At 62.6% G+C, this 17248-nt stretch carries 11 protein-coding genes; 4 read left to right on the top strand and 7 right to left on the bottom strand.

Annotated elements, in window-relative coordinates; all coding sequences use genetic code 11:
* The first annotated feature begins 71 nt into the window (after window positions 1-71).
* Window positions 72-419 (top strand): YgiW/YdeI family stress tolerance OB fold protein, encoded by a 348-nt coding sequence (locus tag QOS90_RS02350; protein WP_027592363.1) that lies wholly within the window; start codon window positions 72-74, stop codon window positions 417-419.
* Between the two features lie 99 nt (window positions 420-518).
* On the opposite strand, the gene QOS90_RS02355 is transcribed toward QOS90_RS02350, so the two are convergent.
* The gene (locus QOS90_RS02355) at window positions 519-1706 is read right to left on the bottom strand and encodes an MFS transporter (protein ID WP_256577347.1); all 1188 of its coding nucleotides are present in this window, start codon (window positions 1704-1706) and stop codon (window positions 519-521) included.
* A gap of 165 nt (window positions 1707-1871) precedes the next feature.
* Here QOS90_RS02355 and QOS90_RS02360 point away from each other — a divergent pair, with 165 nt between their 5' ends.
* Complete coding sequence (locus tag QOS90_RS02360) at window positions 1872-2771, top strand: LysR family transcriptional regulator (RefSeq protein WP_027592365.1); 900 nt, start codon at window positions 1872-1874, stop codon at window positions 2769-2771.
* A 110-nt stretch (window positions 2772-2881) separates the two neighbouring features.
* A complete protein-coding gene (locus QOS90_RS02365) occupies window positions 2882-3655 on the top strand; it encodes a ParA family protein (RefSeq protein ID WP_027592366.1) in 774 nt (257 codons plus the stop codon).
* A gap of 109 nt (window positions 3656-3764) precedes the next feature.
* On the opposite strand, the gene selO is transcribed toward QOS90_RS02365, so the two are convergent.
* The 6 genes from selO to betI form a co-directional block, all read right to left on the bottom strand.
* On the bottom strand, window positions 3765-5225 hold the full coding sequence (selO, locus tag QOS90_RS02370; protein ID WP_085272251.1) for a protein adenylyltransferase SelO: 1461 nt from the start codon (window positions 5223-5225) through the stop codon (window positions 3765-3767).
* 180 nt (window positions 5226-5405) lie between these two features.
* Window positions 5406-8723, bottom strand: a complete 3318-nt coding sequence (mscK, locus tag QOS90_RS02375; protein ID WP_027592368.1) for a mechanosensitive channel MscK — start codon at window positions 8721-8723, stop codon at window positions 5406-5408.
* A 36-nt stretch (window positions 8724-8759) separates the two neighbouring features.
* Complete coding sequence (locus QOS90_RS02380) at window positions 8760-10502, bottom strand: potassium/proton antiporter (protein WP_027592369.1); 1743 nt, start codon at window positions 10500-10502, stop codon at window positions 8760-8762.
* Between the two features lie 255 nt (window positions 10503-10757).
* A complete protein-coding gene (betA, locus tag QOS90_RS02385) occupies window positions 10758-12455 on the bottom strand; it encodes a choline dehydrogenase (RefSeq protein WP_085272252.1) in 1698 nt (565 codons plus the stop codon).
* Window positions 12456-12531: 76 nt separating this feature from the next.
* Complete coding sequence (gene betB / locus QOS90_RS02390; RefSeq protein ID WP_027592371.1) at window positions 12532-14004, bottom strand: betaine-aldehyde dehydrogenase; 1473 nt, start codon at window positions 14002-14004, stop codon at window positions 12532-12534.
* Window positions 14005-14042: 38 nt separating this feature from the next.
* Window positions 14043-14699: a transcriptional regulator BetI gene (betI, locus tag QOS90_RS02395; protein ID WP_027592372.1), complete on the bottom strand. Its 657-nt coding sequence runs from the start codon at window positions 14697-14699 to the stop codon at window positions 14043-14045.
* Between the two features lie 478 nt (window positions 14700-15177).
* On the opposite strand from betI, the gene QOS90_RS02400 reads away from it, so the two are divergent.
* Window positions 15178-17181 (top strand): BCCT family transporter, encoded by a 2004-nt coding sequence (locus tag QOS90_RS02400; protein WP_027592373.1) that lies wholly within the window; start codon window positions 15178-15180, stop codon window positions 17179-17181.
* Window positions 17182-17248: the final 67 nt, after the last annotated feature.

Consider the following 17248-nt stretch of genomic DNA (forward strand, 5'->3'; position numbering starts at 1 on the left):
TTGGATTAAGTTTAGATTCAGCGATCGTCGTTAATCTGGTCCCATCGAAACCGAAACAGGACCTGATCCCCATGAAAGCTCGTTACCTCGCCCTGATCCTCGCCCCTTTGTTCAGCACCGCTGCACTGGCCGCTGGTTATACCGGCCCAGGTGCCCAGTCGGTCACTACTGTCGCCGCCGCCAATGACGCAGCCGATGACACCCCGGTGGTGCTGCAGGGTTATGTGACCAAGAAGATCAACAACGACGACAAGTACGAATTCAAGGACAACACCGGCACCGTCACCGTCGAGATCGACGATGAGGACCTGCCACCGACCCCGTTCAACGACAAGACCAAGGTCAAGCTGACCGGCGAAGTCGAGAAGCACCTGATGAGCCGTGAAGTGGATGTGGATATCGTCGAGATCATCAACTGATCCGAGGCCCCTTTCGCGGGTAAACCCGCTCCCACAGGATTGCACTACCCTTGAGGCCAGCGCCATACCTGTGGGAGCGGGTTTACCCGCGAATGGCCCTCAAGCCGTTTTCGGCTGAAGCTTGCTCAGGCGCAACGCCACCAGCAACGCCAAGGCCAACAGGCTGCCGATGAACAGCCCGATGCCATTCCACCCCCATGCATGCCAGAACACCCCACCTGCCGTCCCGGCCACACTCGACCCCGCGTAATAGCAGAACAGGTACAGCGACGAAGCCTGCCCCTTGGCCTTCAACGCCCGCCGCCCGATCCAGCTGCTGGCCACCGAGTGGGCACCGAAGAAGCCAAAGGTGAACACCAGCATGCCGAGAATCACCATCAACAGCGGGCTGGCCAAGGTCATCAGCAAGCCGCCTGCCATCACCACGATACTGACCCAGAACACCTTGCGCCGCCCCAGCTTGTCCGCCAGTGCGCCGACCTGCGCAGAGCTGTAGATACCCGACAGGTACACCACCGACAACAAGCCGACCAACGCCTGGTTCATGTGATAAGGCCCTGCCAGCAGGCGGTAGCCGATGTAGTTGAACAGCGTGACGAAGGCGCCCATCAGCAGGAATGCCTCGAGGAACAGCCAAGGCAGCCCGGCGTCCTTGAAGTGCATGACGAAGCCGTCCAGCAGGCTGCGTGGGTTCACGGCCTGCGGGCGGAAGTTGCGTGATTCGGGCAGGACCTTCCAGAACACCAGCGCCGCGACCAGTGCCAGGCCGCCGATGGTCAGTATCGCCGTGTGCCAGCTGACGAAGTCGATCAGTACCCCGGTGATGAGGCGCCCGCACATGCCGCCGATGGCATTGCCGCCGATGTACAGGCCCATGGCCAGGCCGATGTGCTGCGGGTGGATTTCTTCGCTCAGGTAAGTCATGGCCACCGCCGCCAGGCCGCTCAACGACAGGCCGACCAGTGCACGTGTCGCCAATACCGCTTCCCAGGTCGGCATCACCGCGCTGGCCAAGGTCGATAGGGCCGCGCACACCAGCGCAAACACCATCACCGGCTTGCGCCCGATGCGGTCGGAGATCGGCCCGGTGATCAACAGGCCGAACGCCAGCATGGCAGTCGACACCGACAACACCAGGCTGCTCTGTGCCGCGTTAATGGAAAACTCCTGCGACAGCAGGGGCATCATCGGCTGCACGCAGTACAGCAGGGCGAAGGTGGCAAAGCCGCCGCTGAACAGGGCCAGCACGGTCTTCATGAAGGCGGGCGTGCCTTTCTCGATCCACATTTCGTTAAGGGGGGCAGGTTCTGGGTCGACGGGAAGGGGAGCTACAGCAGTTTTCACGGGCGGGTACCTCTGGCGCAATGAAAAAAGCATATAGCTGGCTAATGATTAGATCCAATATATTGTTCGACCTATTTAAGATGTTTAGCGACTTGTTTGGAGCCGATCATGGAACTGCGCCATCTGCGTTACTTCATTGCTGTGGCAGAAGAGCTGCACTTTGGCCGCGCGGCCCAGCAGCTGGGTATTTCGCAGCCCCCGTTGAGCCAACAAATCCAGGCGCTGGAGCAGGAGCTGGGTGCCCGTTTGTTCGACCGTACCAATCGTCGGGTCGAACTGAGCGAGGCGGGGCGGTTGTTCTTGGAAGAAGCACGCCAGGTGTTGGCACAGGTGGAAAAGGCAGCCGATGTGGCGCGCAGGGCGCAACTTGGCGAGCTCGGCGAAATGAAGATCGGCTTTACCTCGTCGGCGCCGTTTACCTCGAAAATCCCCAAGGCAATCCATGCCTTTCGTCAGCGCTTCCCGGCCGTGCACCTGAACCTCAAGGAGTTGAGCAGCCGTGATGTGGCTGAAGCGGTGTTTGACGAGTCCATCGAGGTGGGGCTGATGCGGCCCATGCCGTTGCCGGAGGGCCTGGTGGCGACCGAGCTGTTTCGCGAGCCGCTGGTGGCCGTGATCAATGCCTCGCACCCCTTGGCCGTGGGCACGGAGCAGGGGGTGCACATGGCCTCCCTGGCGCATGAGCCGTTCGTGTTCTTTCCGCGCAGCTATGGCAGTGGGCTGCATGCGCAATTGCTCAGCCTGGCGCGGCACGCCGGGTTCAGCCCGCATTTTGCCCAGGAAGCGGGGGAGGCGATGACCATCATCGGCCTGGTGTCTGCGGGGCTAGGGGTTTCGGTATTGCCGGCCTCGTTCCAGCGCATGCGCATCGAGGGTGTGGTGTACCGCACCTTGCTGGATGAAGGCGCGATGACCGCAGTATGGCTGGTGCAGCGCGAACACGGCAGTTCAGCGATGGCCAAGGCGTTTGCTGAGCTGTTGACCGGCCAGGTGACGAAGCCTTCGTAGGCACGCTCGGGCATCGCGATCAGTTCGCCATCATCACCCGACAATTGCCGCTGGCCTTAGCTGGCGAGCCACCACATACTCGGGCATTCGTTGATACACGGAGTTCTCTCATGCGGCGCGTGGTGTTCAATCAGAAAGGTGGCGTGGGCAAGTCGAGCATCGCTTGTAACCTGGCGGCGGTCAGTGCCAGCGAAGGTTACCGGACCTTGTTGATCGACTTGGATGCCCAGGCAAACTCGACTCAGTACCTCACCGGCCTGACGGGTGAAGATATCCCCATGGGGATCGCCGATTTCTTCAAGCAAAGCCTGTCCAGCGGGCCTTTCAGCAAGAAGAACAAGGTCGATATCTACGAAACGCCGTTCGACAACCTGCACGTGGTGACGGCCACCGCCGAGCTGGCTGACCTGCAGCCCAAGCTTGAGGCCAAGCACAAGATCAACAAGCTGCGTAAGTTGCTCGACGAGTTGGACGAGGATTACGAGCGGATCTACATCGACACGCCGCCGGCGCTGAATTTTTATGCGGTTTCTGCGCTTATCGCGGCCGATCGCGTGCTCATCCCCTTCGATTGCGACAGTTTCTCGCGCCAGGCCCTGTACGGCCTGCTGGCGGAAATCGAAGAGCTCAAAGACGACCATAATGAGGATCTGCTGGTTGAGGGCATCGTGGTCAACCAGTTCCAGTCCCGCGCCAGCCTGCCCCAGCAGATGCTCGACGAACTACTGGCCGAAGGCCTGCCGGTGCTACCGGTTTACCTGGGCAGTTCGGTGAAGATGCGCGAGTCGCACCACGCCAGCTTGCCGCTGATTCACCTGGAACCACGGCACAAGCTGACCCAGCAGTTTGTGGCGTTGCATTCGTTGTTGGAAGAAAACGCTTAGGGGTTCAAGGGTAGGGCGTGGGCGTTGTGGTGGGCAGAGATCGAGCGCCGCGCGGGCGGCGCGCGGTCTTACAGGCACAGAAAACCTCAAGGCAAACACCTTCCAGGCATCACGATGAACAGCTGATTTCCAGGTGCTTGCCCCACTCCGGCGGCCGCTGGGCGTATGCCTGCATCCCGGCCTGCTCCTCGAACGGCCGGCTCAGCACCTGGTGCAGCCGGCGCACTTCACTGTAATCCCCGGCCTCGGCCGCTTCGATGGCCTTCTGCGCCAGGTAGTTGCGCAGCACGTACAGCGGGTTCACCGCATGCATGCGTTCACGCCGCCCTTCGCCGTTGCCGGCCTCACGCGCGCAGCGGGCAAGGTAGTCCGCGCCCCAGGCATCGAAGGCCAGCAGGTCGATGAAGTCGTCGCGGACGACATTCAGCGCTTCGGCGACCGGCTGTTCACCCAGCTTGCGGAAGAACAGGGTGTAGTCCACGCCGCCCTTTTGCATGCATTGCAGCAGGCGCTCGACCAGGGCGAGGTCTTCATCCTCGGCGGTCGTCAGGCCCAGGCGCCGGCGCATGAGGTCCAGGTAATGCGCCTGGTACAACGGCAAGAACAGCCCCAGCGCCTCTTTGAGCGGTTCCACTTCGATCACCGTGGTCAGCGCCTGGGCCAGCGCACTGAGGTTCCAGTGGGCGATAGGCACCTGGTTGCTGTAGCTGTAGCGGCCACGGTCGTCGGAGTGGTTGCAAATGAAATTGGCGTCGAAGTCGTCGAGGAAGGCAAAAGGGCCGAAATCGAAGGTGATGCCGAGGATCGACATGTTGTCGGTGTTCATCACCCCGTGGCAGAAACCATAGGCTTGCCAACGGGCAATCAGCTCGGCGTTGCGCTCGACGATCGTACGGAACATGGCCAGATAGGGCTGCTCGGCCTCGCGGCATTCGGGGTAGTGCTGTTCCAGCACATGGTCGATCAGCACGCGCTGTTGCTCGGGCTGGCGGGTGTAGTAGAAGTACTCGAAATGGCCGAAGCGCACATGGCTCTGTGCCAGGCGCGTGAGCATGGCCGCGCTTTCACGGCTTTCACGCCAAACCGCGGTGCTCGAACCGATCACGCACAGCGCCCGGCTGGTCGGGATGCCCAGGGCGTGCAGGGCTTCGGAGGCGAGAAACTCGCGGATCGACGAGCGCAGCACGGCGCGGCCGTCGCCCATGCGCGAATACGGGGTCTGGCCAGCGCCTTTGAGGTGCAGGTCCCAATGTTCGCCCGCATCGTTCAGCACTTCGGCCAGCAACAGGCCACGGCCGTCGCCCAGGCGCGGGTTGTACGAGCCAAACTGGTGGCCGGAGTAGACCATCGCGCGTGGGTCGGCCTCTTCCCAGAGCTTGTGGCCGCTGAACAACTCGGCGAACACCGGCAAGTCGGCTTGCGCGGGGTCGAGGTCGAGCAGGGCCATGGCCGACTCGCTTGCCACCACCAGGCGCGGGTCTGCGATAGGTTCGGGCAGGACCTGGGTGGAGAACGCATCGCCCAAGCGGGCGAAGCGGTTGTCGAAGCTGAGTTGGTCGAGGGCTTTCACGGGTTGCTCCTGGAAATCGGTGCCAAGGGGGCCGCTTCGCGGCCCATCGCAGGCAAGCCAGCTCCTACCGGATCAGCGCTGAGCTTTGGGCTGGCGCAGCCCCTGTAGGAGCTGGCTTGCCTGCGATCGAGGGCGCAGCCCTCGCAAGGATTCAGAACAGAATACGGTATTCGAGCCCCTTTATACCGCTTCAGTGCCATCCGATTTCGGCTGCTCCAGCGGAATCAACTGCTGCTTGCCACCCTTCTGATCCATCAAGAACACCTCGACCTGGCGTACCGAGATCTTGATGTTATGCGCCTTGAACTCGCGGTTGATGTAGCGGTTGATCTCGTCCAGCGTCGGGTTACGGTCGCCCAGATCACGCACGTGCATGCGCAGTTCATGGTCCAGCGAGCTTTCGCCGAAGTTGAGGAAGTACACGATCGGCTCCGGGTCCTTGAGCACCCGCGGGTTCTCATGGGCACCCTTGAGCAGCAGGTCGCGCACCAGGTCGAGGTCGGAGCCGTAGTCGATGCCCAGCTTCAAGGTCACCCGGGTGACCGTGTCAGTCAGCGACCAGTTGATCAACTGGCCGGTGATGAAGGTCTTGTTGGGGACGATGATGTCCTTGCGGTCGAAGTCGGTGATGGTGGTGGCGCGGATGCGGATTTTGCTCACCGTGCCGGACAGGTTGCCGATGGTGATGGTGTCGCCGATGCGCACCGGGCGCTCGAACAGGATCATGATGCCGGAGATGAAGTTGGCGAAAATCTCCTGCATGCCGAAGCCCAGGCCAACCGACAAGGCCGCTACCAGCCACTGCAGCTTGTCCCAGCTCACGCCGAGGGTCGACAGGGTACTGACGATGCCGATACCGACGATGGTGTACGACAGCAGCGTGGTGGTGGCGTAGGCGCTGCCCTGGGCCAGGTTCAGGCGTGACAGCACCAGTACCTCGAGCAAGCCCGGCAGGTTGCCGGCCAGGGCGAAGGTGATGCCGACGATCACCAGCGCACCGAGCAGGTCGCCCAGGCTGATGGGCACCATGCTGGCGGCAGTGCCGGTGCCACTGGTGTATTCGTACAGGGTGAAGTTGTTGAGGTAGGCGAACACCGAGATCAGGTCCGACCACACCCAGTACAGGCCGGCAATGAAGCCACCCAGCAAGGCCAGGCGGATCAGGCGCAGCGACTGTTGGTTGACCTGCTCGATGTCCAGCGTCGGCTCTTCGGTGATGACTTCGCCATCCAGCCCTTCTTTTGCCGCTGCACGTTTGCTCAGGGCGCGCTGATAGGCCAGGCGCCGTGCTGCTACTGACAGGCCCCGCACGAATGCCGCTTCGATCACCAGCCAGAACAGCAGCAGGTACAGGGTGTAGATCAGCCGGTCGGTCAGCTTCAGCGCGGTGTAGTAGTAGCCGAAGCACACTGCGACGAACAAGGCGATCGGCAGGGCGGTGAACGCCACGCCGACAGCCTTGCGGAACAGCGACGTGTCGCGGTGCGCCGGGCTGCTCAGCAGCAGGCGGCTGAGCAGCCAGGCCATTAGCGCGTAGCAGGTCAGCACCACGCCGATGCCGAGTACATCATCGGCCAGTGCCGAAGGCTGGTGCTCGGCAACCGCCACCACGCCGACCAGTGCCAGCACCACGGTACCCAGCCTGCGCACCCAGCCCCGGAGGAATTCGACCTGCGGCTTGTGCCAACGGAAGTGCACTTCTGCCACGCCGCCAGGGGCGAGGATGCGGTAGGCGGTGTAGAACACCAGCCAGGCCTGGGCCAACTGCCACAGCGCCGCGCCGAGGTTGGCGTTTTGCCCGCGGGCGTCGATCTGCAGGGCATAGCTGCACAGGGCCAGGCCCAGGCTTACCGGCATCGCCAACAGAATGTTGATCAGGATGGCCTGGGGCGTGTGCCACTGGCTGTCACGGCGGAAGTGGCCGATGTCCTGGTGGACCTTGCTCAAGCGCAGGTAGAGGTATTTGCGCCGCCACAACAGGGCGCCAATCACCAGTAGCAGCGGCAGGAACAGCAGCGGGCGCTGGCTCAAGCCATCGGCCAGCTCCTTGAGGCCGGAACCCCAGGGCAGGTCGGCGACCTGGCTGGCAAAGCGCTCCGGCACATAGCGCAGCCAGTCCCAGTCCAGCGGCTTGTTGCTGGGGATCCAGAACATCTGCTCGTCGAGGGTGGTGCGCAGGCCTTGGGCCGTGCCCAGCAACTGCTTTTGGTTGAGCTGCAAGGTGATCGATTCGTTGAGCAGCGCCGACAGCTCGCGGTTCAGGCGCTCCAGCAGGTCGGTGCGGGTGATCGCCACTTCCAGCAGGGCCTTGCGCAGTTGCGGCGTGACGTCTTCCGGCGGCTGGTTGGCCAGCAGCTTGTCGACGTAGGTGACCGGGCTGCTCATCTGCTCGCGCTGCTGGTTGATTTCGAACTGGTAAAGGCGGGTGTCGGCGATCTGGTCGGCGAGGTCGCGGTCGACCTTCAGGTGCGGCAGGGTCTGCTTCTGCTTGTAGAGGATCTTGGACAGTAGCAGGCTGCCCTTGAGCACGTTGATCTGCTCGTCCAGGGCCTGGTCGGCCTGGGTCAGGCTGTCGAGCTGCTGTTTGGTGCGCAGGTTTTGCTGGGTCAGCTCGTTGAGGCGGTCGGTGCTTTTCAGCAGGTAATCGGACAGCTTGAGGTTGATCGTGCTTTCAGTGGCCAACAGGCTGCTGCCACCGGCCTTCTGGGCTTCGATCGACTGCTGGGTGACTGCTTCCTGGGATTGGGCCAGGCGCTTGTCGTTGATCAGCGTCTGCAGGTCCTGGATTTCCTGCTCCAGGCGTGTGGCGCGCTCGATCAGCAAGTCGTGGCGGGCATTGCCAAGGTCTTGCAGCAGGCTGTTGCCGGCCAGTTCCTGGCGGCGCAGCAGGGTCAGTGCATTGAGCGAAGCGAGCTCGGCACTGAGCTGGTTGCGCTGGTCGGCGTTGAGCGCCTTGCCGTTGTCCTTGCCAGATTTGAGGGCATTGTTGATTTGCTGGGAGCGGGCCTGGCTGTTGCTGATCTCGGCCTGGGCGCGCTCTGGGCGGGTTTGGGAATTGATGATCAGGCTGTTGGCTTCGGACAGCGCCTTTTGCAGCTCGCCTTGCAGGGTGCTGCGCTCGCTGAGCAGTTGCTCCAGCTGGGGCACCGAAAGGGTGGCATAGCGCTGGGCGACAGGCTGCGGCTTGCTTTCCTTGAGCCGGGCCAATTCTTTTTGGCTGTCGCTGGTTTCTTTCGGTGCGCCGGCCAGCTGTTGCTTCAGCGCGGCCAACTTGCGCTCGTTGTCTTCCTTGGTGGCCAGCAGGCTCAGGGTTTGTTCGAGCACCTGCTGCAGGGCCTTCTGATCGGCCTCGGGCAGCTTGCGCTCGGCGATCTTGTCGAGGCTGTGCTGGATGCTGGCGGTGGTCGGCGCTTCGGCCGCGGCGTTCGCGGTGGCCGCGAACGAGAGGGACAAGCACAGCCCGAACAGGGCTGTGCGAAGGTACACGCGCAGGGACATAGGCAGACTACATTGTGGATCAGGCAGAAACGGAGTTTAGAGGAACAATCCTGGTCCGGGTCGCGTTCCTTCGGGGAATCTGACGCCCACTTTCTGGACATTGTTCCCGTCCATGGTCGCCACGGTCCAAATCGTGCCATGCCATTCGACCTGGTCGCCTACTACTGGAGCGCCTCCGACCTTCTGTCGGATGAACTGCGCCAGCGGCATTTTTGCGTCCAGGCCGTCGAGTTTCAGGCCATAAAGCGCGGCCACAGCGCCCAATTCTGCATCGCCTTCGAGCACGAAGTCGCCGAAGAAACGCAGGTCCAGGCCACGTTGCGGCGCCTGGCTGAACAGCTTGCCCAGCGCGGGCAGGTTATGTTCGTGGCCGATCACGCAGAGCATGTCGCCCACCTCAAGCACCGTACTGCCCGACGGGTGCAGCAGTTGTTCGCCCCGGAACAGTGCGGCAATCCGCGTGCCTTCGGGCATCTTCAGCTCGCGCAGGGCCGCGCCGATGCACCATTTTTCGGCGCCCAGGCGGTAGACGAACAGCTCCCACTCGCTGGTGATGTGCACTTCCAGCGCCGAGCGGGAGATCGGCGCCGGGTCTGGCGGTACCGTGACCTTCAGCAGCTTGGCCATCCACGGCAGGCTGGTGCCCTGCACCAGCAGCGACACCAGCACGATGAAGAACGCCAGGTTGAAGAACAGCTGCGCATCCGGCAGCCCGGCCATCAGCGGGAACACCGCCAGAATGATCGGTACCGCGCCGCGCAGGCCGACCCAGGAAATAAAGCCCTTCTCGCGGCCATGGAAGGCCTTGAACGGCAGCAGCGCGGCGACCACCGACAGGGGGCGTGCAATGAGGATCATCCACAGTGCCAGGCCCAGGGCCGGCAGGGCGATCGGCAGCAGGTCATGCGGCGTGACCAACAGGCCCAGCACCAGGAACATGCCGATCTGCGCCAGCCAGGCCATGCCGTCGAGCATGTGCAGGATGCCGTGGCGGCTGCGAATCGGCTTGTTGCCCAGTACCAGGCCGCACAGGTACACGGCGAGGAAGCCGCTGCCATGCAGGGCGTTGGTCAGCGAAAACACCACCAGCCCGCCCGCCACCACCAGGATCGGGTACAGGCCACCGGCCAGGTTGATGCGGTTGACCAGTTGCAGCATCAGCCAGCCGCCGCCCAGGCCCAGCAGGCCACCGATGCCGAACTCGCGCAGCAGGTGGGTCAGCAGGCTCCAGTGCAGGCCGGTCTGGCCGCTGGCGATCATGTCGATCAGGGTGACGGTGAGGAACACTGCCATCGGGTCGTTGCTGCCCGACTCGATCTCAAGCGTAGCGGTGACCCGCTCGTTCAGGCCTTTGCCGCCCAGCAGCGAGAACACCGCCGCGGCGTCGGTGGAGCCGACGATAGCGCCGATCAGCAGACCCTGGATCAGGCTCAAGTTGAACAGCCACGCCGCTACCAGGCCGGTGAGGGCAGTGGTGATCATCACCCCGACCGTGGCCAGCGACAACGCCGGCCACAACGCCACGCGGAAGCTGGCCACGCGGGTGCGCAGGCCGCCGTCGAGGAGGATCACCGCCAGTGCCAGGTTGCCCACCAGGTAGGCGGTCGGGTAGTTGTTGAAGATGATGCCGCCACCGTCCACGCCGGCGACCATGCCGACGGCGAGAATGATGACCAGAATAGGGATGCCCAGGCGAGAGGACAGCGAACTGACCAGGATACTTGCACCCACCAGCAATGCGCCGATCAGAAACAGGCTGTTGATGGTGCTGGCATCCAAAGGCAGGTACTCCGGGATATCGCGGGAAGGGGGCTTGACTGGCAAGTCGCGTGCCAACTGATTCTAACCTGATGAATTGGCAGCATGTAAAGCGTTTCTGCAGATGAAAAAAAGGCACCGCGAGGGGTGCCTTCTTTTGTGTTGCCTGGGCGGGCCCTTTCGCGGGTAAACCCGCTCCCACAGGTACTGCACAGTTTTCAAGAACTGCGCGAACCCTGTGGGAGCGGCTTCAGCCGCGAAGAGGCCAGGGCTGGCTTACGCTTGCTTCACTTCACGCATCGGCTTGCCTTTGACCGGCGCACCGTTGGCCACGTAGTACTTGGCCGTGCTGCGCGGCAGTGGCTTGCGGTTGCGGATCTTGTCCGCGATTTTCTCGGCGATCATGATCGTGGTGGCGTTGAGGTTGCCGGTGATGATGATCGGCATGATCGACGCATCGACCACACGCAGGCCCTGCATGCCATGCACGCGGCCTTCACCATCGACCACTGCCATGTCGTCGGTGCCCATCTTGCACGAGCAGGACGGGTGGAAGGCGGTTTCGGCGTGCTCGCGGATGAACTTGTCCAGCTCTTCGTCCGTCTGCACGTGCGCACCCGGGCTGATCTCGCGACCACGGTACGGGTCCAGCGCCGGCTGGGCCATGATTTCGCGGGTCAGGCGGATGCCGTCGCGGAACTCTTGCCAGTCCTGCTCGGTGGCCATGTAGTTGAACAGGATGCTCGGGTGCTGGCGTGGGTCTTTCGACTTGGCCTGGATGCGCCCACGGCTTGGCGAACGCATCGAACCCATGTGCGCCTGGAAGCCATGCTCCTTCACGCCATTGGAGCCGTTGTAGTTAATCGCGACTGGCAGGAAGTGGTACTGGATGTTCGGCCACTTGAATTCAGGGCGGGTGCGGATGAAACCACCGGCCTCGAACTGGTTGCTGGCGCCGATGCCGGTGCCATTGAACAGCCACTCGGCGCCGATGGCCGGTTGGTTCCACCACAGCAGCGACGGGTACAGCGACACCGGCTGGGTGCACGCGTACTGCAGGTACAGCTCGAGGTGGTCCTGCAGGTTTTCGCCAACGCCCGGCAGGTCATGCACGACCGGGATGTCGAGGCTTTCCAGCAGGGCGCGTGGGCCGACGCCGGAGCGCTGCAGCAGTTGCGGCGAAGCGATGGCGCCGGAGCTGACGATGACTTCCTTGCGGGCACGGGCTTCGACGCGCTCTTCGCTGTCGCCGACCAGGTAGGTCACGCCCACGGCACGCTTGCCGTCGAACAGCACGCGGTCGCTCAGGGCATGGGTGACGATGGTCAGGTTCGGGCGCTTCTTGGCCTGGTCCAGGTAGCCGCGCGCGGTGCTGGAACGGCGGCCGTTCTTGGTCACCGAACGGTCCATCGGGCCGAAACCTTCCTGCTGGTAGCCGTTGAGGTCTTCGGTGCGCGGGTAACCGGCTTGCACGCCGGCCTCGACCATGGCGTGGAACAGCGGGTTGTTGCCAGCCTTGGGCGTGGCGACGCTGACCGGGCCTTCGCCACCGTGGTAGTCGTTAGGGCCGATGTCGCGGGTTTCTGCTTTGCGGAAGTACGGCAGGCAGTCCAGGTAGGTCCAGTCTTCCAGGCCTGGCAGTTCTGCCCAGCCGTCGAAGTCCATAGCGTTACCGCGGATGTAGCACATGCCGTTGATCAGCGAAGAGCCACCCAGGCCCTTGCCGCGGCCACATTCCATGCGGCGGCCGTCCATGTGCGGCTCTGGGTCGGTCTCGTAGGCCCAGTTGTAGCGGCGGCCCTGCAGCGGGAAGGCCAGGGCGGCTGGCATCTGGGTGCGGAAGTCGAAGCGGTAGTCGGGGCCACCGGCTTCCAGCAGCAGTACGGTGACGCTGGCGTCTTCGGTCAGACGAGTGGCCAGGGTGTTACCGGCGGAACCTGCGCCGACGATGATGTAATCGAATTCTTGGGACATTTAAGTACCCTCGTTTGGCGGTGATCAGGGAGCGGGAACGCCCGTGCGCGCTGGCACGGGCGTGACTACACGCGGTTTAGAAAACCGAGGAGTAGCCGCCCAGCTCGACCTGGACCGACTTGATGCGCGTGTATTGAGCCAGCGAGCTGATACCGTTTTCACGGCCAACGCCCGACTGCTTGTAGCCACCGACCGGCATTTCGGCCGGCGATTCACCCCAGGCGTTGATCCAGCAGATGCCGGCTTCGAGCTTGTGGATGATGCGGTGGGCACGGGTGATGTCGTTGGTGCACACGCCCGCGGCCAGGCCGTATTCGGTGTCGTTGGCGCGGCGAATGACTTCTTCTTCGGTCTCGTAGCTGAGGATGCTCATCACCGGGCCAAAGATTTCTTCCTTGACGATGGTCATGTCGTCGGTGCAGTCGGTGAACACGGTCGGGGCCACGAAGGCACCCTTGGCGAAGTCACCTTCGGTCAGACGCTCGCCACCGCACAGTACGCGGGCACCTTCTTCTTTACCCTTGGCGATGTAACCCAGCACGCTTTCCATGTGCTGGAAGCTGACCAGTGGGCCGAAGTTGGTGTTTTCGTCTTCCGGGTTGCCAGCACGGATGCGGGCAACGCGCTCGGCGATCTTGGCTTCGAAGGCGGCTTTCAGCTCGGCAGGGATGAACACGCGGGTGCCGTTGGTGCACACCTGGCCGGAGCTGTAGAAGTTGGCCATCATCGCGATGTCGGCGGCCTTGTCCAGGTCGGCGTCGGCGCAGATGATCAGTGGCGACTTGCCGCCCAGTTCCATGGTCACTTCCTTGAGCGAGGAGCTCGAGGCGCTGGCCATGACTTTCTTGCCGGTGGTGGTGCCGCCGGTGAAGGAGACTTTTTCGATGCGCGGGTGCTCGGTCAGCCAGGTGCCGACTTCGCGGCCGCTGCCGGTCAGCACGTTGAACACGCCATCAGGCAGGCCGGCTTCGGTGTAGATCTCGGCCAGTTTCAGGGTGGTCAGCGAGGTGACTTCCGACGGTTTGAAGATCATCGCGTTGCCAGCGGCCAGGGCTGGGGCGGATTTCCACAGGGCGATCTGGATCGGGTAGTTCCACGCGCCGATACCGACAGTCACGCCCAGCGGCTCGCGGCGGGTGTAGACGAAGGAGCTTTCACGCAGCGGGATCTGCTCGCCTTCGATGGCTGGCACCAGGCCTGCGTAGTACTCCAGCACGTCGGCGCCGGTGACGATGTCGACGTAGCGGGTTTCGGAGTACGACTTGCCGGTGTCCAGGGTTTCCAGCTGAGCCAGCTCATCGTTGCGCTCGCGCAGGATGTCGACGGCGCGGCGCAGGATGCGCGAACGCTGCATGGCGGTCATCGCAGCCCAGACTTTCTGGCCACGCTCGGCGCTTTCGACGGCTTTTTCGACGTCGGCCTGAGTGGCACGTTGCACGTGCGCGAGGACTTCGCCGTTGGCCGGGTTGATGGCCTCGAAGGTGGCATCGCTGCCAGCGTCGACATAACCACCATCAATGTAGAGTTTTTGCGTTCCGAAACGGGCCATAGTGTCCTCGCAAGTGCAGTGTGTGGTTGGCTAGCGCGTCACGCTCCTGCCGGGTTGGCAACGGCCGTGCGCGGTGGTTCAGAAGCCTGGTCGGTTGTGCCCAGGGACTGCTGTTTAGCCAGTTGTAGATCCATGTATTCGTAAGCGATTCGTATCGCCTGGTCGGTGTCGAAAGCATCTCCCGACAACGCGCCACGCAGCCATAGGCCGTCGATCAGGGCCGCCAGCCCGCGGGCTGCCTTGCGCGCATGGTAAAGCGGCAGGACGCGGCGGAACTGACAGCATAGGTTGGAGTACAAGCGGTGATCGTTGATCCGCTGCAACCTGTGCAAATCGGGCTGGTGCATGCTGGACGCCCAGAAGGCCAACCAGGTTTTCATTGCCGGGCCGTTCACCTGGCTGGCATCGAAGTTGCCCTCGATGATCACTTTCAGGTGGGCACGCGGGCTGTCGTCCGTCAGTGCCTGGCGCCGTGCTGCAACGCCTTCGTTGAGCATGTTCATGATGTAACCCATCGTCGCTGCGATCAGGCCATTCTTGTCCCGAAAGTAGTGACTGATGATGCCGTTCGACACGCCGGCCAAACGGGCAATGAGCGCAATGCTGGCATCTCCCAGCCCCACCTGATCGACCGCTAGCAGGGTGGCTTCGATCAATTGCTGGCGGCGGATGGGTTGCATACCGACCTTGGGCATCTTGCATTCTCCTCAGGCCTGACAAGCAGACGACAAGCGGCTGACTCGGCGAAGGCCAGTCTATTTTGTTTTGATTGAACGTTCAATCAATAAAGAATAAGCTCTGCGACAATTTGTGCCATTGACAGTTTTTCAGGCTGTTTCGAGCGCACGGATTGACACCCCAGGAAATCGCGTAACCCCCGGAATACAAGGCGTTGACGGGCATGTGCGATGCGAAATGCAGATTCTGCCGAACGGTCATCGACCTGCGGCAGGCCCTTGGAGCGGGCGGGGTGCTCTGTGACGAATGCGCGCACCACGGTGTTGGATGCGGCATTTTTTGCAGACCACCTGTCTGTTTTTTTGCAACGTATCGATTCGGGATCACGGTTTCCAGGGTGCTTTTATAACACCTGACGCAGTGGGGGTATTCCACCAATTGCTCGGGAAAAGACTGATTAGCCTCCACAGCCGTACTGCCCGGAGCATTCGTGCAATGAGTTCTGCCTCCCTTACCAAACCCCCCGCCGAGAGGGTCCGGGTCAATAGCGTCGTGTTCTACACCTCGGCGTTGCTGATCCTTGCGTTGACTGCCTTGCTTATCGCTGTACCCGAAACTGCAGGCCAAGTGCTGGGCGTGGCCCAGAAGTGGCTGACGCGCACTTTCGGCTGGTACTACATGCTGGTGATCTGCGGATACCTGGTGTTCGTCGTTTACCTGGCCTTCTCCGACTACGGCAAGCTCAAGCTGGGTGGCAAGGATGACCAGCCCGACTTCAGCTACGGCGCCTGGGCCGGCATGCTGTTCTCGTCCGGTATCGGTATTTCGCTGCTGTACTTCGGCGCTTCCGAACCGCTGGACCACTATTTCAACCCACCGGAAGGCACGCCCGCCAGCCTCGAAGCCGCGCGCCAGGGCCTGCAGCTGACCTTCCTGCACTGGGGCCTGCACGGCTGGGCGATCTACGCCCTGGTCGGCCTGGCCGTGGGTTACTTCGCCTACCGCCACAACCAGCCGCTGGCACTGCGCTCGGCGCTGTATCCGCTGGTGGGCGAGCGTTGGGTCAAGGGCGCTGCCGGCAATGCCGTGGACATCTTCGGTATGTTCGTCACCCTGCTGGGCTTGGTCACCAACCTTGGGATCGGCTCGATGCAGGTGTCTTCGGGCCTTGAGTACCTGTTCGGCATGGACCACAGCAAGACCAACCTGCTGGTGGTCATCCTGGTCATGGCCGGCGTTGCTACCGTGGCCGCAGTGTCGGGCGTGGAAAACGGCATCCGCCGTCTGTCCAACCTGAACATCATCCTGTTCAGCGGCCTGCTGATTTTCGTGCTGCTGGGCGGCGAGACCCTGCACCTGCTCAATGGCTTCGTGCAGAACGTTGGCGACTACCTCAATGGCATCGTGCTGAAGACCTTCGACCTGTACGTCTACGAAGGCGAGGCGGGCAAGTCTGAGCGCTGGTTGGGCCTGTGGACCGTGTTCTACTGGGCCTGGTGGATTTCCTGGGGCCCGTTCGTCGGCATGTTCATTGCCCGTATCTCCAAGGGCCGTACCGTGCGCCAGCTGGTCATGGGCGTGTTGCTGATCCCGCTGGGCTTCACCCTGGCCTGGTTGTCGATCTTTGGCAACACCGCGCTGGACCTGGTGATCAATCAGGGCGCCGTGGAGCTGGGCAAGACGGCCCTTGAGCAGCCGTCGATGTCGATCTACCAGCTGCTGGAATACTTCCCGGCCGCCAAGATCGTGATCGGTGTGGCGGTGTTCGTCGGCTTCGTGCTGTTCCTTACCCCAGCCGACTCCGGCGCGGTGATGATGGCCAACCTGTCGTGCAAAGGCGGCAAGGTGGACGAAGACGCCCCGCACTGGATGGTGGTGTTCTGGTCGGTGATCATCACCCTGGTCACCATCGGCCTGCTGTTCGCCGGCAACTTCGAAGCCATGCAGACCATGGTGGTGCTGGCGGGCCTGCCGTTCTCGGTGGTGCTGGTGCTGTTCATGTTCGGCTTGTACAAAGCCATGAAGCAGGACGTTGCGGTGGAGCAGGAGCGTGCCGAACTGGCCGCCCGTGGCCGCCGCGGCTTCAGCGAGCGCCTGACCCAGCTGGAACTGCAGCCGACCCAGGCCGTGGTGCAGCGCTTCATGGACAAGCAGGTCAGCCCGGCCCTGAAAGAAGCGGCCGAGCAGCTGCGCACCCTGGGCTTCGAGGTTGAAACCCGTGTGGGCCAGTCGCGCAACATGATGGGCCTGCGGGTAATGATGGAAGAGGGCAACCCCTTCGTTTATGAAGTGAGCCTGGACGGCTACCTGGCCGCGCCGAGCGAGGCGCCGGTCGAGGGCGAGCCGGAAGTGCAACAGCGCTTCTACCGCGCCGAGGTGTACCTGCACGATGGCAGCCAGGAGTACGACCTGATGGGCTTTGCGCCGGAGCAGATCGTGCGTGATGTACTCGACCAGTTTGAGAGCCATCGCCAGCTGCTGGGGCGTGTGTACAGCTGACCGTTGTGAAAAGGGCCCTGCTGAACAGCAGGGCTTTTTTTTGCCCTGCAATAAGTAGCACCAGGTG

This window comes from Pseudomonas sp. LAIL14HWK12:I10, from assembly GCF_900184205.1.
Taxonomy (GTDB): Bacteria; Pseudomonadota; Gammaproteobacteria; order Pseudomonadales; family Pseudomonadaceae; genus Aquipseudomonas; species Aquipseudomonas kermanshahensis.

Coding starts and splice junctions, on each gene's coding strand:
- QOS90_RS02350 (WP_027592363.1), top strand. CDS start 72: ATGAAAGCTCGTTACCTCGCCCTGATCCTCGCCCCTTTGTTCAGCACC.
- QOS90_RS02355 (WP_256577347.1), bottom strand. CDS start 1,706: ATGTGGATCGAGAAAGGCACGCCCGCCTTCATGAAGACCGTGCTGGCC.
- QOS90_RS02360 (WP_027592365.1), top strand. CDS start 1,872: ATGGAACTGCGCCATCTGCGTTACTTCATTGCTGTGGCAGAAGAGCTG.
- QOS90_RS02365 (WP_027592366.1), top strand. CDS start 2,882: ATGCGGCGCGTGGTGTTCAATCAGAAAGGTGGCGTGGGCAAGTCGAGC.
- mscK (WP_027592368.1), bottom strand. CDS start 8,723: ATGTCCCTGCGCGTGTACCTTCGCACAGCCCTGTTCGGGCTGTGCTTG.
- betA (WP_085272252.1), bottom strand. CDS start 12,455: ATGTCCCAAGAATTCGATTACATCATCGTCGGCGCAGGTTCCGCCGGT.
- betB (WP_027592371.1), bottom strand. CDS start 14,004: ATGGCCCGTTTCGGAACGCAAAAACTCTACATTGATGGTGGTTATGTC.
- betI (WP_027592372.1), bottom strand. CDS start 14,699: ATGCCCAAGGTCGGTATGCAACCCATCCGCCGCCAGCAATTGATCGAA.
- QOS90_RS02400 (WP_027592373.1), top strand. CDS start 15,178: ATGAGTTCTGCCTCCCTTACCAAACCCCCCGCCGAGAGGGTCCGGGTC.